The organism is Aerococcus sp. Group 2, assembly GCF_905125285.1.
In the GTDB taxonomy this organism is placed as follows: Bacteria; Bacillota; Bacilli; order Lactobacillales; family Aerococcaceae; genus Aerococcus; species Aerococcus urinae_E.
This window is the reverse complement of record NZ_CAJHPA010000003.1, coordinates 281,500-301,360: the sequence shown is the minus strand read 5'-3', so window position 1 is coordinate 301,360 and position 19,861 is coordinate 281,500. Positions and strand designations below refer to the sequence as shown.

The 19,861-nt window shown below is 47.4% G+C and carries 9 protein-coding genes; all 9 read right to left on the bottom strand.

Translation table 11 applies throughout. The features are described 5' to 3' along the window. Window positions 1-344: 344 nt before the first annotated feature. The 9 genes from JFU01_RS05990 to JFU01_RS05950 all read right to left on the bottom strand — a co-directional run bounded on the left by JFU01_RS05990 (window position 345) and on the right by JFU01_RS05950 (window position 19,628). Entirely contained in the window at window positions 345-9,761 is a 9,417-nt protein-coding gene (locus JFU01_RS05990) for a collagen-flanked surface repeat-containing protein (RefSeq protein ID WP_198434200.1), read from the bottom strand. A gap of 16 nt (window positions 9,762-9,777) precedes the next feature. Then, window positions 9,778-12,660 (bottom strand): G5 domain-containing protein, encoded by a 2,883-nt coding sequence (locus JFU01_RS05985; RefSeq protein ID WP_195856229.1) that lies wholly within the window; start codon window positions 12,658-12,660, stop codon window positions 9,778-9,780. An 869-nt stretch (window positions 12,661-13,529) separates the two neighbouring features. Continuing rightward, a complete protein-coding gene (gene trxB / locus JFU01_RS05980; RefSeq protein ID WP_195856228.1) occupies window positions 13,530-14,462 on the bottom strand; it encodes a thioredoxin-disulfide reductase in 933 nt (310 codons plus the stop codon). Between the two features lie 86 nt (window positions 14,463-14,548). Next, entirely contained in the window at window positions 14,549-15,424 is an 876-nt protein-coding gene (gene galU / locus JFU01_RS05975; RefSeq protein ID WP_064293231.1) for a UTP--glucose-1-phosphate uridylyltransferase GalU, read from the bottom strand. A gap of 169 nt (window positions 15,425-15,593) precedes the next feature. Then, a complete protein-coding gene (locus JFU01_RS05970; protein WP_195856227.1) occupies window positions 15,594-16,676 on the bottom strand; it encodes an NAD(P)H-dependent glycerol-3-phosphate dehydrogenase in 1,083 nt (360 codons plus the stop codon). 40 nt (window positions 16,677-16,716) lie between these two features. Then, window positions 16,717-17,613 carry a prolipoprotein diacylglyceryl transferase gene (gene lgt, locus JFU01_RS05965; RefSeq protein ID WP_230086948.1) on the bottom strand — a complete coding sequence of 299 codons (897 nt, stop codon included), beginning with the start codon at window positions 17,611-17,613 and terminating at the stop codon, window positions 16,717-16,719. After that, complete coding sequence (hprK, locus tag JFU01_RS05960; RefSeq protein ID WP_195854223.1) at window positions 17,610-18,590, bottom strand: HPr(Ser) kinase/phosphatase; 981 nt, start codon at window positions 18,588-18,590, stop codon at window positions 17,610-17,612. The genes lgt and hprK overlap by 4 nt, the downstream gene beginning before the upstream one ends. Before the next feature lie 320 nt (window positions 18,591-18,910). Further along, a complete protein-coding gene (locus JFU01_RS05955) occupies window positions 18,911-19,276 on the bottom strand; it encodes a phage holin family protein (protein ID WP_195856226.1) in 366 nt (121 codons plus the stop codon). Further along, window positions 19,269-19,628, bottom strand: a complete 360-nt coding sequence (locus tag JFU01_RS05950; protein ID WP_195856225.1) for a PspC domain-containing protein — start codon at window positions 19,626-19,628, stop codon at window positions 19,269-19,271. The genes JFU01_RS05955 and JFU01_RS05950 overlap by 8 nt, the downstream gene beginning before the upstream one ends. Window positions 19,629-19,861: the final 233 nt, after the last annotated feature.

Below are 19,861 nucleotides of genomic sequence, written 5' to 3'. Positions count from 1 at the left end.
GAATTTTGATTATTAATCCCCAATAAAAAAGAGGCCGCGACTTTTGTCTTGGCCTCTTAGTTGCCTTAGGGATCGATGCTTAATGAGTTAAGCTTGACCGCTTTTTAGTTGAGTTCGGACGCCAGCCTTGAAGTTGCTTCAGAGAATTCCAACGCACAGACTAGTTGAGTTCGGAAGGGGTAGGGGATATCCTTTCAGAAAAGTTGAACGATCAAGCAAGTTGATCTTATCATCTTTTCTTCCAAGGAATCTCCCTCCCTGATCCTTCCTCACATCCTTATAGCTGTGCTTATGTATTTTCTTCCAGCAATTCAAGCCTTTGACGGCGTACTCACATCCTTTTTTTAATGTAGAGATTCGTCCTTCTTGCTGAATGTAACCAATCCTGTTCCAGTGAGCAATAAGGCAGCTGCTAAGAGCACTGGAAGGGTAGAGTCAGCTTCTGAACCTGTTTTTGGCAGGCTGGCTGCTTGGCTCTTGGTTTTAGCTACTTCTGGTTTGGCTTCATGACTAGGCACTGCCGTTAAGTCTTGACCATTTACTGGCGCATTACCGCTAGCCTTGAGAGCTTTAGGATGGTTGAGTTTATAGGTCTTCACTGGAGCCCCTTGTTTCTTGTGAACTTTAGTTGTCACAAGCTGGTCAGAGTGTTCAGTAGGAATCTCTTCTTGGTTTTTGTGTTCCTTGGGTTCATCTGTGTCAGTTGAACGAGGAGTTTCTGGTGTTTTTGGACTTGGCTTATCTTGTGGACTTTCTGGGGTTTTTGGAGTTTTTCCTTTGTCCTGAGATTTCGGTTCGTCCCCTTGGTCAGTGGTTTTGTCTGGATGACCTGGTTGGTCTGAATTCCCTGGCTTTTCCGGATTAACTGGTTGGCCTGGGTTTCCTGGTTGGTCTGGTTGACCTGGCTTTTCCGGATTTCCAGGTTGGTCAGGTTGAGCCGGTTTATCTGGAGTTCCTGGCTTATCTGGGTTTACGGGTTTGCCAGGTTTAGCTTGGTCAGGTTTGCTTGGGTTTGGACAGGTCCCACAAACATTACCCGCAATTTCAATGCTGTAATCGGTATAGACCACAATGAAGTCCCCATTGTCAGTGAGCTTGACATTCTTAATGCCGCGGCCATCCTTACCATCTTTGCCGTCTTTTCCATCGCGACCGTCACGACCATCTTTGCCGCGAACAAGACCTGCGTCAATGGTCCGACCATCTTCAAGACTGATGATCAAATGTCCGGCATCATCGACCTTGGCATCTTTAATGCCGCCCTTATTTGGACGAGGAATTACTTGAGTGGTTTGATTGCTGTTGATAATCACAAGATCGCCGTTATTGTTGACGGTGATCTTTTCAACACCCTGAGCATCCTTACCGTCTCTACCATCACGACCGTCACGGCCATCCTTACCATCTTTTCCGTCTTTGCCGTCACGAACGAAGACTTGGCGGATCACTTCTCCAGTTTTCGGATTCTTATAGATAATCTTGGTGCCTGGCTCTTTAGGATTGTCGCTTGGCTCGGTCTCAATGATTGGGGTTTGCCCATCTTCACCATTATAGATAAATTCTCGACTTAAGAGCTTGCCGTTGCGGTCGGTTAAGCTAATTTCAACTCCGATTTGTTTGCCATTCTTATCGAAGACCGGCTTGATATCTGGAGTTAAGCCATCTTGACCGTCCTTGCCATCTTTTCCATCTTTACCGTCTTTGACGAAGACTTTGCTGATGGTTTGCCCCGTCTTTGGATGGGTGAAGCTGATGTAATGACCTTTTTCACCCTTATCATTGGTAGCTGGAGTGGTTTCAACCTTAGGCGACTCGCCATCCTTACCATCAGAGATGAAGGTCTCACTGATCACTGCCCCGGTGTCTGGATTCTTGACAATAATGTAGGCACCTGTTTGCCCTGCCCGGTCTTGGCCTGGCTTAGTCTCAACAATTGGAGCCTTGCCATCCTTGCCGTCTTTTCCATCTTTACCGTCTCTGACAAAGCTTTCAGAGATAACGGCTCCGGTTTCTGGATGTTTGACCAAAATCTTCGTCCCGCTATGCCCTTCATTATCTTTAGCTGGTAAAGTTTCAACGATTGGGGCTTTGCCATCCTTACTGTTAGTGATGGTGACGGATTTTTGCTTACCATTGGTTTTGGTGATCGTCACGACATGGTTGCCATTAGCGTCTGTCGTCACATCAACGTCTGGAGATTTACCGTCTTTCAACTCAGTGACTTCCGGCGTGTCATCAGTAACCGCACGATCTGTACCACGGACTTGTGGCGTTACTGTGATAATAACTCCATCGTTAGTTGCATTCCGGCGAGCTGTGATCTTAGGTGCTAAACCATCTAGACCATCCTTGACAATGGCTCTGGCAACAGGTTCCTTCGTGGTATCCACCTTACCCGTTTCGGGGTTGACTGGATAGAATTTAATCAGATTACCATAGGAGGTTCTTTCCACCACTGGAAGGTAGGTCTTGCCGTCCTTGCCATCTTTACCATCTTTACCGTTAGTTCCTGCAGCACCTTGGTCGCCCTTGTCGCCTTTTTCACCTTTATCGCCTTTTGCGATGGTGAGAACTGTGCCATCGGATAAAGTAACCAGGGTGTTGCCTTGGTCGTCTTTAGCGGTGTGGGTGACGGTAAGGGATTTGCCGTCTTTACCATCTTTACCGTTGCTTCCGGCGTCACCTTTGTCACCCTTATCACCTTTTTCACCCTTTTGCCCGTTCTTCACTTCGAAGGAAGTCGTGCTGCCATCTGGGTTCTTGATGGTAATGGTGTGGCCTTCTGGGGTTTCAGTGGTTGAGACTTCTGGCGATTTGCCGTCTTTTCCTTTTTCGCCTTGTGGGCCCCGAGCTCCGGTTTCACCCTTTTCACCACGTTCACCTTGTGGGCCTTGAGCGCCTGTATCACCTTTATCTCCCTTGGCGCCTTTTTCACCTGGAAGACCTTGGTCTCCTTTGTCGCCTTTTGCGATGTGGAGAACTGTGCCGTCAGATAAAGTAACGACTGTATTGCCGTCTTTGTCTTTTTCTGTCTTGGTAACAGTTAATGGAGCGGCGTCTTTCCCTTTTTCTCCATCTTTACCGTTCTTGATGGTTGTGGTAGTTGTTGAGCCGTCAGGGTTGGTGATAGTGATGGTGTGGGAGCCGTCACCGTTATCTTTGGTTGAGATAAGTGGTGATTTTCCGTCTTTACCATCTTTTCCGTTGGTACCAGCGGCCCCTTGAGCACCACGTTCACCTTGTAGACCTCTTTCACCTTGGTCTCCCTTATCACCTTTTTCGCCCTTGGCGCCTGGTGTACCGTTCTTTACGGTAAATGAAGTGGTGGTGCCGTTTGGATTCTTGATAGTGATGGTATGGCTGCCATCAGCGTTTTCGGTAGTGGAGATTTCTGGGGATTTGCCTTCTGCTCCTTTTTCGCCTTGTGGGCCGCGTGCTCCGGTTTCACCCTTTTCGCCTTTTTCACCACGTTCACCTTGAAGACCTTGGTCACCTTTTGGACCTTGAGGGCCTACTTCTCCACGCTCACCTTTATCACCCTTTTGGCCATCCTTCACTTCAAATGAAGTCGTGCTGCCATCTGGATTCTTGATAGTGACAGTATGAGATCCGTTGCCGTTATCTTTGGTTGAGATAATTGGTGATTTGCCGTCTGCACCATCTTTTCCGTTAGTTCCAGCTGCGCCTTGAGCACCGGTTTCACCTTTATCTCCCTTGGCGCCTTTTTCACCTGGAATGCCTTGGTCTCCCTTATCGCCTTTTGCGATATTGAGGACTGTACCATCAGATAAAGTTACGACTGTATTGCCGTCTTTATCTTTTTCTGTCTTGGTGACAGTCAATGGCGCCGCGTCCTTGCCATCTTTACCGTTGGCTCCGGCAGCACCTTGGTCACCTTTCTCACCTTTGGCACCATCTGGAATAAAGATGTTGTTGGTGGTTTCTAAGGTGTCTGGATTCTTAATACGTAACCAAGTTCCTGGAACTTTCTTGGTATTGTCTGAGAAGCCACGTTGTGCGAAAACAACAGGGGATTTCCCATCTTTTCCTGGGGCTCCGGCTTGACCTTTTTCACCGTTCTTCACGACGAAGGAAGTCGTTGTTCCGTTTGGATTCTTGATAGTGATGGTATGGCTGCCATCAGCGTTTTCGGTAGTGGAGATTTCTGGGGATTTGCCTTCTGCTCCTTTTTCGCCTTGTGGGCCGCGTGCTCCGGTTTCACCCTTTTCGCCTTTTTCACCACGTTCACCTTGAAGACCTTGGTCACCCTTTAGACCTTGTGGCCCTTGATCACCTTTGTCACCCTTGGCGCCATCTTTGATTTCACCTGTGGCAACGGCTTCTTTACTGGTGTCAGCTTTGCCGGTTTCTGGGTTCACTGGGTAGAACTTGATGGTGGTGGTGCCATTATTATCTTTGGTGATCACTGGAGCGTAGGATTTTCCATCGTCACCGTTTTGACCATCGTGAACTTCCACGGTGTGGGGTTTGCCGTCAACGATATTGCCTTTTTCATCACGGATTTGTGGCGTGATGGTTAAAGTAAGGCCATTATTGGCATCGTTTCGTTTAGCAGTTACTTTTGGTGCGAGACCGTCTTTACCAGGAGCTCCTTGTGCACCAGTTTCACCTTTGGCACCATCTTTGATGTCGACACTTTGTGGAGTGCCGTCAACGACTTTACCTTTTGCATCACGGCTTTGAGGCGTGATAGTAAGGGTTACGCCATCATTGGCTTGATTACGAACGGCAGTTACTTTTGGTGCGAGGCCGTCTTGACCGTTAGCGCCCGCTGCACCAGTATCACCTTTTTGACCATTCTTCACTTCAAATGAAGTCGTGCTGCCGTCTGGGTTCTTGATGGTGATGGTATGGCCATCTTTAGTTTCAGCGGTTGAAACTTCTGGGGACTTACCGTCTACACCATCTTTACCTTTTTCACCTTGTGGACCTTGATCACCTTTGTCACCCTTGGCGCCATCTTTGATTTCGCCTGTGGCAACAGCTTCTTTAGTCGTGTCGGCTTTGCCGGTTTCTGGGTTCACTGGATAGAACTTGATGGTAGTTACGCCATCTTTATCTTTTGTAAGAACTGGGGCAAATGATTTACCATTCTCACCTGCAAGGCCGCGTTCACCTTGATCACCCTTGTCACCTTTTGAACCTTGAGCACCGGCTTCACCTTTTTCACCACGCTCACCTTGAAGACCTCTTTCACCTTTCTCACCGTTTTTCACGACAAATGAAGTGGTGGATCCATTTGGATTCTTAATGGTGATTGTATGAGTGCCATCAGGATTTTCGCTAGTGGAGATTTCTGGTGACTTACCGTCTACACCATCTTTTCCGTTAGTCCCTGCAGCACCTTGGTCTCCTTTTTCACCTTTGGCTCCGTCTGGAATAAAGATGTTGTTGGTAGTTTCTAAGGTGTCTGGATTCTTAATACGTAACCAGGTTCCTGGAACTTTCTTGGTATTGTCAGAGAAACCACGCTCTGCTGAAACGATTGGTGATTTGCCATCTTTACCATTTAATCCTGGCGCTCCTGCCTCTCCTTTTTCACCGTTCTTCACAACGAAGGAAGTGGTTGCACCATTTGGATTCTTGATGGTGATGGTGTGAGTGCCATCAGGGTTTTCGGTGCTGGAGATTTCTGGTGACTTGCCTTCTGCTCCTTTTTCGCCTTGTGGGCCGCGAGCTCCAGTTTCACCCTTTTCGCCCTTTTCACCACGTTCACCTTGTGGACCTTGAGCTCCGGTATCCCCTTTCGGACCTTGAGCACCAGTTTCACCCTTGTCACCTTTAGCGCCATCTTTAATTTCGCCTGTAGCAACAGCTTCTTCACTGGTGTCTGGCTTACCTGTTTCTGGGTTCACTGGATAGAACTTGATGGTAGTTACGCCATCTTTATCTTTTGTGATCACTGGGGCAAAGCTCTTACCGTTTAGGCCAGGTGTGCCTTGAAGACCGCGTTCACCTTGGTCACCCTTGTCACCTTTTGTACCTTGGGCTCCTGTGGCACCTGTATCTCCTTTTAGGCCATCATTGACTTCCACGGTTTGTGGCTTACCGTCAACAATATTACCTTTTTCATCACGGATTTGTGGCGTGATGGTTAAAGTAAGGCCATTATTGGCATCGTTTCGTTTAGCAGTTACTTTTGGTGCGAGACCGTCTTTACCAGGAGCTCCTTGTGCACCAGTTTCACCTTTGGCACCATCTTTGATGTCGACACTTTGTGGAGTGCCGTCAACGACTTTACCTTTTGCATCACGGCTTTGAGGCGTGATAGTAAGGGTTACGCCATCATTGGCTTGATTACGAACGGCAGTTACTTTTGGTGCGAGGCCGTCTTGACCGTTAGCGCCCGCTGCACCAGTATCACCTTTTTGACCATTCTTCACTTCAAATGAAGTCGTGCTGCCGTCTGGGTTCTTGATGGTGATGGTATGGCCATCTTTAGTTTCAGCGGTTGAAACTTCTGGGGACTTACCGTCTACACCATCTTTACCTTTTTCGCCTTGTGGCCCGCGTGCTCCGGTTTCACCCTTTTCACCACGGTCACCTTTGAGACCTTGTGGCCCTTGATCACCTTTGTCACCCTTGGCTCCATCTTTGATTTCGCCTGTTGCAACAGCTTCTTTAGTCGTGTCAGCTTTTCCAGTTTCTGGGTTCACTGGGTAGAACTTGATGGTAGTTACACCATCTTTATCTTTTGTAAGAACTGGGGCAAAGGTCTTACCATTCTCACCTGCAGCACCTGTATCACCTTTAAGGCCATCACTGATTTCTACGGTTTGTGGTTTACCGTCAACAATATTACCTTTTTCATCACGGATTTGTGGCGTGATGGTGAGGGTTACACCATTGTTGGATTTGTTACGTTCAGCGGTTACTTTTGGTGCGAGGCCGTCTTGACCAGCAACTCCTTGGGCACCAGCTTTACCTTGAGCGCCAGGTTCACCTTTTTCACCACGTTCACCTTGTGGCCCTTGAGCACCTTTTTCACCATTCTTCACAACGAATGAAGTGGTGGTACCATTTGGATTCTTGATGGTGATTGTGTGACTGCCATCAGTGTTTTCAGCGCTGGAAATTTCTGGGGATTTGCCGTCTGCGCCATCCTTACCATCTTTTCCATTGGCTCCCGCAGCTCCTTGAGCGCCGGTGTCACCTTTTAGCCCTTGTGGCCCTTGAGGACCACGTTCACCTTGTAATCCTCTTTCACCTTGATCACCCTTGTCGCCTTTTGGACCCTGTGGACCTTGAGGGCCGGTTTCTCCTTGTGGGCCACGTTCGCCGGTGTCACCCTTGTCACCTTTTAGACCTTGGGGGCCACGTTCGCCATCTTTGATTTCAACGATTTTTTCTTTACCGTCAACGATTTCGCCTTTTTCATTACGGATTTGCGGAGTGATGGTTAAAATAACTCCATTGTTGGCAGCATTGCGTTTGGCAGTGACTTTTGGTGTCAGGCCGTCTTTACCATCTTTACCGCTTCGGATAGTGGCGGAATGGGTAGTTCCATCAACATCTTTAACTTTTACTGTATAAGTGTCGTCTTTATTATCGACCCAGTCAATTTCAGGAGACTTGCCATCCTTACCGTCTGTTATCGTGGCTGAATGGCTGGTTCCGTCAGGGTTGGTAATTTTAATGGTGTAAGAATTAACCGAGCTAGGATCATCTGGTTTCTTCTCGTTTTTAACGATCTCTACCCGTGGCGTTCCGCCCTCCTTACCGGGTTGGCCTTGTGGACCTTGAAGACCTTGGGCACCCTTCTCACCCTTATCGCCTTTGGCACCGTCTGGGATGAAGGCAGTCTTGGTTTCAGTGGTTTTATTGCCGTTTTGGTCATATTTGGGATAGGTGAAGGTTACATAGGTTCCCTTTTTGCCATCTTGTTCACCGGGTTTGGTTTGGACATCAATGGCTAGGTCTGGGAGGGCTGGGCCGGTTCCTTCAAGAATGACTTCATCTTGACGCTTAATCAATTCCTTGGAACGCTTCTTGGTGTAGTAGTCGTTGAAGTTTTCTTCGGTTAAGTCCTCGTCGCCTAAAACATCGCGGGTTTGTTCATAAATCACGCGGTTGACCCCGTCATGGCCGGTTTGTTTGACCACACGGACGCCCTTAGGAAGAAGAGGGGTCGTCTCAACCGATGAGCTGTGCTTGTCGGTTTCCGTACGCACTTCATAATGCTTAATCTTACGGAAGGCTGTGTCAACCACCTCATCTTTTTCGAGACTGTCAATGAATTTTTCTCTCCCGACAAATTGCTTGCCTGCATTCACCGTGGCGAAACGATTGGGTTCTTCAAATTTCACCACATAGCTATTGTAGCCAGGCAAGTCGGCGAAAGTGTAATTGCCGTTCAAGTCGGTGGTTGTGCTGGCAAGCAATTTCCCGTCATCAGGATTGTAGAGGTTCACCTTGATATTACTTAGGGTTTGGTCGCCTGTGCTTGACCCATCACCATTGCGGTCATCGTAGACCGTCCCAGAAATCTTATAAATATCGACAATTTGTGGAATGTTTTTTACACGTTGTCCCGATAAAACATTGAAATGACGTTCTTCATCTTTGTAAGCTAACTTTCGCGCCTCTTTGGTAAGTCCTTTTATAATAGGCTTTCCATTGCGGTCAACATAGGTGATTTCAATCCCAGAATTTTCATAGTCATTCAATTTCTTGCCATCGACAACTTTTAAAGGCAAGTGCTCAGCAGGAATATTGACCGTGACTTTATCATCAACATTATTTATGGGAATTTCTTGTACTTTATCTGAACCTGGATAAGTAATGAGCGCTTTGGCGCCTACAGCAGCTAGATATTCGCGTTCTCCATTTAAGAATGCTAAATAAAACTTCTTGCTAGCTAAGGTTAAATTACCATTTCCTTTTTCGTTAGTCAGTTGAGGTGAACTCTTAATAATACCTCCAAATTGACTAGCAACAGGAATTTCTTGGCTGTTTGTTCCATCGCTTACGCGGACCTTATCCCCGTCTTGTAACGACTTAACGCTAGCTAATGGGATTTTCCAATAGCCATCGGACTCAGCAACCGTCTCCCCAATTGGAGTTTCTACGCCATCATGGATATAAACCGCCTTGATGGTCTTTCCTGCTTCAGATTGTCCACCAAAATAGTCTTGGTAGCGTTGGCCATTCTTATCGCCTTCAAGATTCTCATTTTCAATTCTTAATGAATTAGCTTGATTATCTGTGACCACAGGAGGTTGGGCATTTTCTGGCGCTTCATAAGTTGTCGCAAGTGTTTCTGCTGGGGCAGGACTTGGTGTGACTGTTGCCGCGCTGGGAGCTGGATCTGCACTTGGCGCGACTAGGCTGGTCGCTTCAGCTTTTGGTGCTTCTGTAGGCACGGTGGCTGCTGGACTAGCTGGAGTAGGTTCAGCTACTGGCAGAGCAGCTGGCTGATTGTCACTAACTTGAGGACTACTTGGCTGGCTTGCTTGAGCCTTATTGTCAAGGGGTGTCGCCTTGGCCTGATCAGCTAAGTCTGCTGGACTACTTTGTCCTGAACTGAGCCCTGGATCTTGGCTACTTGGAAGAGTGACTTTGCTTTCGGAGTCAGCTACTTCATTAGCGGCTGCTCGAACCACCGATGCGTCTCCCATAAAGAGCAAACCAACAGCGACAGCCACTGAAGCAACACCGATATTTAGGCGTTTAATGGAATAGCGATAGAATTTATTCGCCATTTTTTCACGATATAATTTGACATTATTCTTTCCTAACATAAATGTTTTTCCTTTCTTATCTTCTAAAGAAACGTGAGTAAGAAGGTCTGTTGTAATGCGTTCTAGTTGAACGTCTCACACGAGTTGGACGATAAGTTGCTGAGCGATAGGCCCGAGGACTTGAATAAGTAAGTGCCCTTGCCGAACCCACATTGGCACTGCGATAACCATCTGCCATATACCCCCGTCGAATAATTCGATTTATTGGTTTGGCAAGAACGGTCCGTGTTACCTTTGGATTGGGTTGAGGGACTCCATTAATGTAAGTGGTTTCGGTAACGATTTGAACTTTTCCTGGTTGTCCTTCTTGAACAACCACGATTTCTTTAGGCGCTAATTTCCTATCATCTATTTCTACTAAATCATTAGAGATTATTTGAATTCTTACCACTTTTCTCACTTCAACAACCTGAGTTCCCACTTCCACAATTTCGTCACGTTTGTCGCGGAGGACACGGCGGGTGACTTCCGGATTTGGTTGCGCTTGACCATTGACGTAAGTCGTTGTTGTGGTTTCTTCAACACGACCTGTGATACCGCTTTGGATCACCCGGCGTTGGCCTTTTGGAAGGTTAGGATTCTCACGAGTGATGGTTTGATAAGGAATTTCCTTAATCTTTACTTGAGAGTCTTGGCGAACCTCTTGGGTGCCCACTTCCACGATTTCATCGCGTTTGTCGCAGAGGACACGGCGGGTGACTTCCGGATTTGGTTGGGCTTGACCATTGACGTAAGTCGTTGTTGTGGTTTCTTCTACCCGACCGGTAATTCCAGTTTGGATCACCCGACGCTCTCCCTTTGGAAGATTTGGATTTTCGCGGGTGATGGTTTGGTAAGGGATTTCCTTGACCGTCACTTGGGAGTCTTGGCGAACTTCTTGGGTACCCACTTCCACGATTTCATCGCGTTTGTCGCGGAGAACGCGGCTAGTGACTTCCGGGTTAGGCTGTGGACGTCCATTGACATAAGTGGTCGTTGTAGTTTCTTCGACGCGTCCAGTAAGCCCGCTTTGAATCAACCGACGCTCGCCCTTTGGAAGGTTAGGATTCTCACGTGTGATGGTTTGGTAAGGGATTTCCTTGATGGTCACTTGAGACTCTTGGCGAACTTCTTGGGTACCGACTTCCACAATTTCATCGCGTTTGTCGCGGAGAACACGGTGGGTGACTTCCGGGTTAGGCTGTGGACGTCCATTGACGTAAGTCGTTGTTGTGGTTTCTTCGACGCGACCGGTAAGTCCAGTTTGGATCACACGACGTTGGCCTTTTGGAAGGTTAGGATTTTCACGAGTGATGGTTTGATATGGAATTTCCTTAACGGTTACTTGAGGAACTTTTTTAACTTCCCGGGTGCCGATTTCGATGATGCGATTTTGCCCTTGTTGAAGGACTCTTTCGCTCACTAAGCGGCGACTGACTTCTTTCTTATTGATGGTTTTGATATGGATTTGGCTTTCGACAATGGTCTTCTTGCCTTCTTGGATCGTCCGTCTCAAGCCTTTGTCAAGATTAGGATTGTACTTGTAAACAGTATCGAAACCACTTTCTCTTTCTTGGCGGACCAGACGGGTTTCTTCGACCCGGGCTTTTTCTTGTTTAGAGTAAGTGATTCGAGCCGTACCGTCTTGACGAACAGCCACTCCCGCACCCCCACGGTAGTAAGGGGCTACTTCAGAGGTAATGGCGAAGGTATATTGTTTACGGCGGTCAATCCCCAAGGCTTGGGCATTAATGGATTGGACAATACGACCGGCCCCGTCCCCATAGATGGCTTGGAATTGACCACTACGGGCGCTATATTTCAAGAGAAGGGGTTCGAATTCTTCAGGGCGGAATTGGTCAGCATCACGTTCATAACGCCCTTGCATCCGTTTGTTATTGTATTCAAAGCCATGACTAGATCCGACAATCCGACTGTTCCCTGCTTGGTCATTGCGAACGAAGGCCGTGTAGCCACGATGTTGGTTACCGGCAATGCGGTTAGACATCCCTTGTTTATCCATCTGACTGGTTTCGGGGTTGTAACGAATGTCAATCTTATAACCGAAGGCCTTGGCAACGCCGCGATTTTTGAGGATCCCACCTTGATTGAGGTAGGCTTGCCCTTTGTTGGCACCTTCGATAAAGAGGAAGCCAAAACCGTCTGCGGCAGTAGTATTGTTGTGGTGGTCTAGGCGGACTTCTAAATTCAACTCGAAGTCTTTATCGAAGCTTACAGCTTCTTTTTTCACCAAGGCGCCCCGTTGGCTCTGAACATTGTGAATCATCCGTGATCCTAAGGCATTGCTATTGCCAAATTGCACCGCTTGAACATTCTCTGGACCACGGTCGGCCTTGGCTGGGTTATATTCTGTTGGGTCATACTTTGTCACATTGGGGCCAATCCGGTCAAAGTGGTTTCTGCCTAGTCCCGTTTCGGTGACGGTTCGGTTATCAGCTACTTCCTTATGGTCAATGACGCGATCTTCTACGGTGCGGGTTTGGTCTGCTTCTCGGTTGCGTTCAACGTAGGTGGGTTGCTCGTCTCCACCCACAAGTACTTCATCGCTGGCTTCCAGGTCGCTATAGTAAGCCGCCCGATTTTCTGTACTGGAGACTGGTTGGCTGACAGACTCGCCCACCTTCTCAGTCAAGGAATGACTGCTGTCTAGAGAAAGTGCCCGGCTGCCCTGATCTGCCTCTCCTGAAGGATGCTCTTGGCCGTCTGCAAGGCCGGCGACATTTGCGCTTGTTACGCCTTCATTTGAAGCCGCCTGAGCCACAGAAGTCTCTCCCATAAAAAGCAAACCAACCGCAACAGCGACTGATGCCACCCCGATATTTAAACGTTTGATGGCATAACGGTAGGAGCGATGACTACTTTTTTCACTGATCATTTTAAAATTATTTTTACCTAGCATATTTTTTGATTACCCTCTTTATATTTTTCTTAGTTTCTAAGTATAAAAATCAAATAATGTATAAAAAGATATAAAAATTCGCTACTAGTTAAGCAAAAAATAAATTAAAAAACTAGCGAATTTTAAAAAATAAGTTAATTCAGCAAATTATTTTTTAATCTAAAAAGTGTTTATCACTTAAAAAAGGCCAGGAAGCTTGATTTTATGGGATTTCTTTTTGACCTGTGGTATATATTTTTAGCTAGGATAATAACCCAAGTACATTTTATTGTACATAAACTTAATTTAATTTATTAAAATCTAAATTATTTTCCTGTTTTCTCGGTAAAATGTTTTTATTATTGATATTTGTCAACGATTAAATATAATCGAGCAAGACTTTCACCACGCAATCGAGTCAGATCCTCAACGGAAATTTTGTTTATCTGAGCGCACAAAAAAACTAGGTGAGAGGATTCACCTAGTTTGCATAAAATATTAATTTTTTATTCGCTTAGACAGGAAGGCCAACTTTTTCAAAACCTGTTCGCTGACAAAAGTGAACTCCGCTTCAGAAATATGGGGCAATCCTTTTTAAGGATTACCCCATATTTCTTCCAGCGTTTCACTTTTTTGTCGTCAGCTCGCACTCTATCCAAACCTGCTTCAGTCACAGGACGAACGTCCGCTTCAAAAACTGGTAACGCTCAGCTTAGTTGAATTCGTACGCCAGACTTGAAGTTGCTTCAGAAAATTCCAACGCACAGATTTCTGTGCTTATGGTATTTTCCTCCAGCAATTCAAGTCTTTGACGGCGTACTCACATCCTTATAACTGAGCTTATCCCAGTTTTCTCCAGCGATTTCGTCCTTTGGTGTGACTGTCGCACTCTATCCTAAAGCTTCCACATATTGGTAGGCTTCTTGACCAGCGCTGCCGGCGTCACCAACTGCAGTGGAGACTTGACGTAATTTCTTCTTACGGACATCCCCGCAGGCAAAGATGCCTGGCACAGCGGTAGCCATGTTTTCATCGGTTAGGATCCAGCCTTCTTCATCGGTAATGCCTAAGTCACGGAAGGGCTCACTATTAGGCAAGAGCCCTACATAGATGAAGACCCCACCGGCGGGAACTTCCGTCACTTCATGGGTCTTCACATTTTCCACCACAATACTGGTGACTTGCTTGCCATCGCCTTTAATTTCTTTAACCACGCTATCCCAGGTAAAGGAAATCTTATCGTTAGCAAAGGCACGGTCTTGGAGAATTTTTTGGGCCCGTAATTGGTCACGGCGGTGAATAATGTCAACCGTGTTGGCGAATTGGGTCAAATAACTGCCCTCTTCAACGGCCGAGTCGCCTCCACCAACCACCTTGATGTCGCGGCCCTTATAGAAGGCCCCGTCACAAACGGCACAGTAGGAAACGCCGTGGCCATTGTATTCTTCTTCCCCCGGCACATCCAAGGTCCGGTGCACTGACCCGGTGGCGATCACGATGGCCTTGGCTTTAAAGTCGCCATTATCAGTTTCAATTAAGTGGTAAGGCTTACCCGGGGTCACTTTCTTCACATTGCCAAAGACATACTCCGCCCCAAATTGCATGGCACTTTCGTACATCTTATTGGCTAGGTCAGGTCCAGCAATGCTCTTGTAGCCGGGGTAGTTTTCCACCGTGGCGGTATTAATTAGTTCCCCACCAGGGACTCCCCGTTCCAAAACAGCAACCTGTAAATTAGCCCGTGACGCATACAGGGCTGCAGTTAAGCCGGCCGGACCGGCACCGATAACAATCACATCATAAGTTTTACTTGCTTCACTCACGTTGATTCCTCCACTTTTTTCACTTTAGTCACACTTTATCCCCAGCCTCCACCAAACCGGCGCGCTGGGACTTGGAGACTGAGAGATTATTTCAATTCCTTCTCTAAGTCAAGTAGGTAGGCGCGTAAGTCGTCTTTGATTTCTGGATGGCGGAGACCATAGGAAATACAGGTTTTCATATATTCTAACTTATTGCCGACATCATAGCGTTGACCAGTGAATTCTAGGGCGAAGACCCGTTGTGTTTTGTTCAGACGGTCAATGGCATCGGTCAATTGGATTTCGTTACCCGCACCAGGTTCTTGGGTTTCCAAGAGGTCAAAGATTTCTGGAGTGAGGAGATAACGACCGATAATGGCCAAGTCACTTGGCGCTTCACTTGGGTCCGGTTTTTCCACGAATTGGCGAACATTATAGATCCCGTCCTTATATTGGGCTTCCGGATCGATAATCCCGTACTTGCTGGTATCTTCATGGGGGACACGCATGACGGCAATATTTGAGGCATGGGTTTCATGATAAGCGTCGATCAATTGTTTTGTCAAAGGAACTGCATCTTCCATCAAGTCATCGCCCAGCATCACCACAAAAGGTTCGTCGCCGACAAAGGCCTTGGCTTGGAGAACCGCATCTCCTAGTCCCTTAGGATAGGATTGGCGCTTGAAGAAGAGGTTAAGGCCAATGGTTTCTTGGACAATTTCCAGTAAGTCGTCCTTACCCTTGGCGTGGAGGTTTTCTTCCAGTTCAATATTGGAGTCAAAGTGGTCCTCGATAGGACGTTTGTTCTTCCCAGTAATGATTAGAATATCCTCAATCCCACTGGCAAGAGCCTCTTCCACGATGAATTGGATGGTGGGTTTATCAACAATTGGTAACATTTCTTTGGCCATGGCCTTGGTGGCTGGTAAGAAACGGGTTCCTAAACCAGCGGCAGGGATAATGGCTTTTCTTACTTTCGTCATAGCTACTCCTTTATTTGTGAATCAGACTTCACGGTAATTATTGTGACAGTTTGGGTCACTAGTCTCTTCTCTTAATGTAAAAGTTGTTTAGCAATTTAGCAAGCCTTAGGGGGATTCTTATCACTTTTTTATCGATTGATCATCCCCAAGGTGTTCTAAAAAAACTTGCTTAATCGTTCAAGCGGGCTTGTTTAGCCAAGGATTGTTCTAAGGCCAGGCGGTCTAGGCCGACTTCTTGCTTGCCTTGGCGTTTCATCAGGTCTTCGACGAGTTTCCTTAAATCCTTGTGGTCATAGAGGACCTGGTAGGTGGTTTGGGTGATGGGCATTTCGATCCCTACCGATTGGGCCAATTCATAGGCCGACTTGGTGGTATGGACACCTTCAACGATCATCCCCATATGGTCGAGGACTTCGCTGACCGACTTACCCTGGCCTATTTGGTAGCCCGCCTGCCAGTTCCTAGAAAAGGGCGAGGTACAGGTCACAATTAAGTCACCAATCCCGCTCAAACCGGCAAAGGTAAAGGGATCCGCCCCCAATGCCACGCCTAGCCGGGTAATTTCGGCCAGGCCCCGTGTCATCAAAATGGCCTTGGCATTATCGCCAAAACCTAGCCCTGCGATGGCTCCGGAACAGAGGGCAATAATATTTTTTAAGGCGCCGCCCAGTTCCACCCCGACCACATCGTCATTGGTGTAGACCCGAAAATAAGCATTCATAAAGAGGGCTTGCAGGGCTTCAGCCGCTTGCAGGTCCTCACAGGCAGCGGTAATGCCGGTGATATCACGACGGGCCACTTCTTCCGCATGGCTGGGCCCCGATAAGACTACCGGCCCTTGGATGGCCAAGTCCTTAAAACTGTCTTCCAGGATCACCGAGACCCGCTCATGGGTCTCTAATTCCAGACCCTTAGCCGCATGAAAAATCAACGGCCGGTCTGCCTGTGCATCCTCGGCTTGTAAAATAGCGGCCACTTGATCGGCTACCCCGCGGATCGCGTTGGTCGGCACCACAAAGCCGATCACTTGGGCGCCTTTAACCGCTGCTTCCAGATCAGAGGTTGCGACAATGTCTTCGGGCAAAGTGACCTCTTTTAAATAGGCGGCGTTAGTGTGTGCTTGGTTAATTTCATCCGCCTGATTTTGCCGGTGGGTCCAGAGAGTCACCTGGTGGCCATTTTCCGCTAAGACCATGGCCAAGGCCGTCCCCCAGGAACCAGCACCTAGTAAGCTAATTGCTTGTTTTACCATTATCTTCTCCTTTAATTCACTTTTATCCAGTTGACTTCCCCTAGACTGATTTCTCCTGCTTCACTTGATCCCGCCGCTTACTTAGATAATTATAGTCGCTGTAATAAGGCAGGTCTCCTTGTTTGGTGCGCCGGTAGATAAAGAGGGCAATCCCCACAACCACCAGGACTAAGGATAGGGCTTGGGAGACCCGGATTGGTCCCAGGTAGAGGGAATCGGTCCGTAAACCTTCAATGAAGAAGCGGCCGGTCCCGTACCAAATCAGGTATAAGAGCCCGGTCTCGCCGAGTTTTAAGGTCTTATGGCGGTGGCGGAGGAAGAGTAAGACCCCTACCCCCAGTAAGTTCCACAGGGATTCATAGAGAAAGGTGGGATGGTAGTATTGGCCGTTAATAAACATTTGTTCAACAATAAAGTTAGGTAAGTGGAGAGTCTCCCGCAAGAAGCTTTCGCTCACCGGACCTCCGTGGGCCTCTTGGTTGACGAAGTTCCCCCAGCGACCAATTCCTTGGGCTAGGAGTAAGTAAGGCATGATCACATCTGCCAAGAAACTCACCTTCATATTATGGCGCTTGGCATAGATAATCGCGGTCAAAGCGCCCGCGATAACGCCCCCATAAATAGCAATACCACCCTGCCAGATGGCAATAATTTCGCCCAGGTTTTCCCGGTAGTAGTCCCATTCAAAAATCACATAATACAGCCGGGCGCCAATAAAACCGATGGGAACCGCCCACATGATCATGTCCATGACCTGGTCACTATCAAAACCCTTGCGCTCAATCTCTTTCAGGATCAGCTCCACCGCTAAAAACATGCCCAGGGCAATAATAATCCCGTACCAACGGATCTCAATCCCTAAGAAGGAAAAGGCCACTGGATCAATGACTAACAGGTTAAGGCAGGGTAAAAGTTTTCCAAGTAAAGTCGTCATCATGACTCATCGCCCGCTTCCGCCTGGTCGTTTTCGGCGTGAGTCTTGGCATCCGCTTCCTGGTTGGCTTGGATTAAGTGGGTCAGTCTTTCTTCAAATTCCTTACCGGCATTGTAGCCCATATTGTTGGCCCGAAGATTCATAGCCGCCACTTCCACAATATTGGAAGAATTCCGCCCAGTGCGGACAGGCACAGTAATTTGAGGGACATCTACTCCGAGGAGGGAAACCATTTCCGGCTCTGAACCTAAACGTTCATAGTCTTCATCATCATCCCACATGACTAAGCGGACGATCAAGTGGAGTTGTTGGGCCTGTTTAACCGCCCCGGCCCCAAAGAGGGTGAGGACATTAATAATGCCCAGGCCGCGGATTTCGATCATATTTTGTAAGATGGCCGGCGCCTCTCCCACGATGGAATAATCATCGCGTTTATGGAGTTCCACCCGGTCATCGGCCACAAGACGGTGGCCATTTTTAATTAATTCCAGGGCGGTTTCGGACTTACCGATCCCGCTGTCCCCAATAATCATAATCCCCAAACCATAAACATCCACAAAGACCCCATGCTTAGAGACCCGGGGCGCCAAACGCTCTTGGAGATAGGTAGTAATATTGGAATAGAGTCGGGTTGTCACCGCACTCCCCTGTAAAATTGGGATTTTATTTTCTTCGGCCGCTTGAAAGACCTCGTATTCCGGCATCAAGTCGCGGGAGAAAATAAAGACCGGCGTATCTTCCCGACTCATCCGCCGCATAATCAAGAGCCGCTCATCACTAGTCATTTTCTTCAAATAGGAGTGCTCATTCCGGCCAAACAATTGGACCCGTTCCGAGGGATAGTAGTTAAAATAACCCGATAATTCCAAACCCGGACGGGAAATGTCGCTGGTTTGAATCAAACGGTCTAAATACTCCTCTCCCTGGAGCACCTTCAGCCCAAGCTGGTCCCTGAGCTCTTTAACGGTTACTGCTTCCATAATTGTTTCCTTTCTCTTTTTAAATCTCACTTCATTTTACCATAGGCCCAAGCCATTAGTAAGCCTTGAGAGTGCGACAGTCACAACAAAGGACGAAATCGCTGGAGAAAACTGGGATAAGCTCAGCAAAGCTGAGTGTTACCAGTTTTTGAAGTGGACGTTCGTCCTGTGACTGGAGCACGTTTTGAGAGTGCGACGGGTGCACCAAAGGCCAAAAAGAATCCTGAACCAAGACTAACTAAGAAAAAAGACTGCAACAGGCGTCGCAGTCTTTTAACGATTAATAACATTTAAGTAAAAACCTTCTCCCGTCGCACTCTCTAATAGTCGCTTCGGTAAGGATCAAATATCTTCTTCAAGAGTTCTTGAGCCAGGCCATAAATCAGGGCCAGCACCATGCAGTAAAAGAAGGAAGATATCCAGAAATAAGCTGTCCCCATCAGGGAGGAAGCCAGCCAGAAGATAAAACCATTCAAGACCAGGTTAAATAAACCCAGGGTCAGAAAGTTTATCGGCAAGGCTAAAATTCTCAAAATCGGGTAAACCAACTTGTAGAGAATAGCGATGACTAAAACCACAATCACCGCTGAGCCAAAGTCCTGGATATAAACCTCCGGCCAGAAAATCCGGCCCAGTCCTTGGAGGAGGATGGCTTGGATCAAGAGACGAATAATATTTCTAATCATGGTCGACCTTAACCTTCTCCACTTCCTTAATTTGACGTTTGTTTAAGTCCCGATAGACCGGTTCCACATCATCTTCACGCTGTGTGTAGGCCTCTTGACGCGGATTCGTCCGCTGCTGTCTAGTCCCTTGACCTCCGCCAAAGAAAGTCCGCTTAAAGTTGATGATACTTTCATTAGGGATTAAGACCATCAGGGCCAGGTAGATAAAAATAGCCAGGTAGCGTAGCGGGGTAAAAAGAGCCACCGCAAAGGCAATCCGGAGCCACACTGCGGAAATGCCAAAGTAGTCAGCAAAACCACCACAAACCCCAGCAAACACACGGTTGGTTAAGGAACGTTTCAATGCTTTCATAAAATCTCTCCTTATCTTGATTAAAACAAGTACTATCGATCCCGCCTGTTCAAACGATTGAGAAATCGCTGCTAAGATATAAACAAAATTAGGTATTAGATAGCGGGATATAAGAATATTTTACCATAAGCACGCTCAAGACTCGACTCTCCCTGCCTGACAAACAGCGAATTTAAAGGATTCTAAAGAATTCAGAGTGTGACAAGTGCGTAAAAGAGCAAGACCACTGGAAG

Coding starts and splice junctions, on each gene's coding strand:
- galU (WP_064293231.1), bottom strand. CDS start 15,424: ATGACGAAAGTAAGAAAAGCCATTATCCCTGCCGCTGGTTTAGGAACC.
- JFU01_RS05955 (WP_195856226.1), bottom strand. CDS start 19,276: ATGATTAGAAATATTATTCGTCTCTTGATCCAAGCCATCCTCCTCCAA.
- hprK (WP_195854223.1), bottom strand. CDS start 18,590: ATGGAAGCAGTAACCGTTAAAGAGCTCAGGGACCAGCTTGGGCTGAAG.
- JFU01_RS05970 (WP_195856227.1), bottom strand. CDS start 16,676: ATGGTAAAACAAGCAATTAGCTTACTAGGTGCTGGTTCCTGGGGGACG.
- lgt (WP_230086948.1), bottom strand. CDS start 17,613: ATGATGACGACTTTACTTGGAAAACTTTTACCCTGCCTTAACCTGTTA.
- JFU01_RS05985 (WP_195856229.1), bottom strand. CDS start 12,660: ATGCTAGGTAAAAATAATTTTAAAATGATCAGTGAAAAAAGTAGTCAT.
- JFU01_RS05950 (WP_195856225.1), bottom strand. CDS start 19,628: ATGAAAGCATTGAAACGTTCCTTAACCAACCGTGTGTTTGCTGGGGTT.
- JFU01_RS05990 (WP_198434200.1), bottom strand. CDS start 9,761: ATGTTAGGAAAGAATAATGTCAAATTATATCGTGAAAAAATGGCGAAT.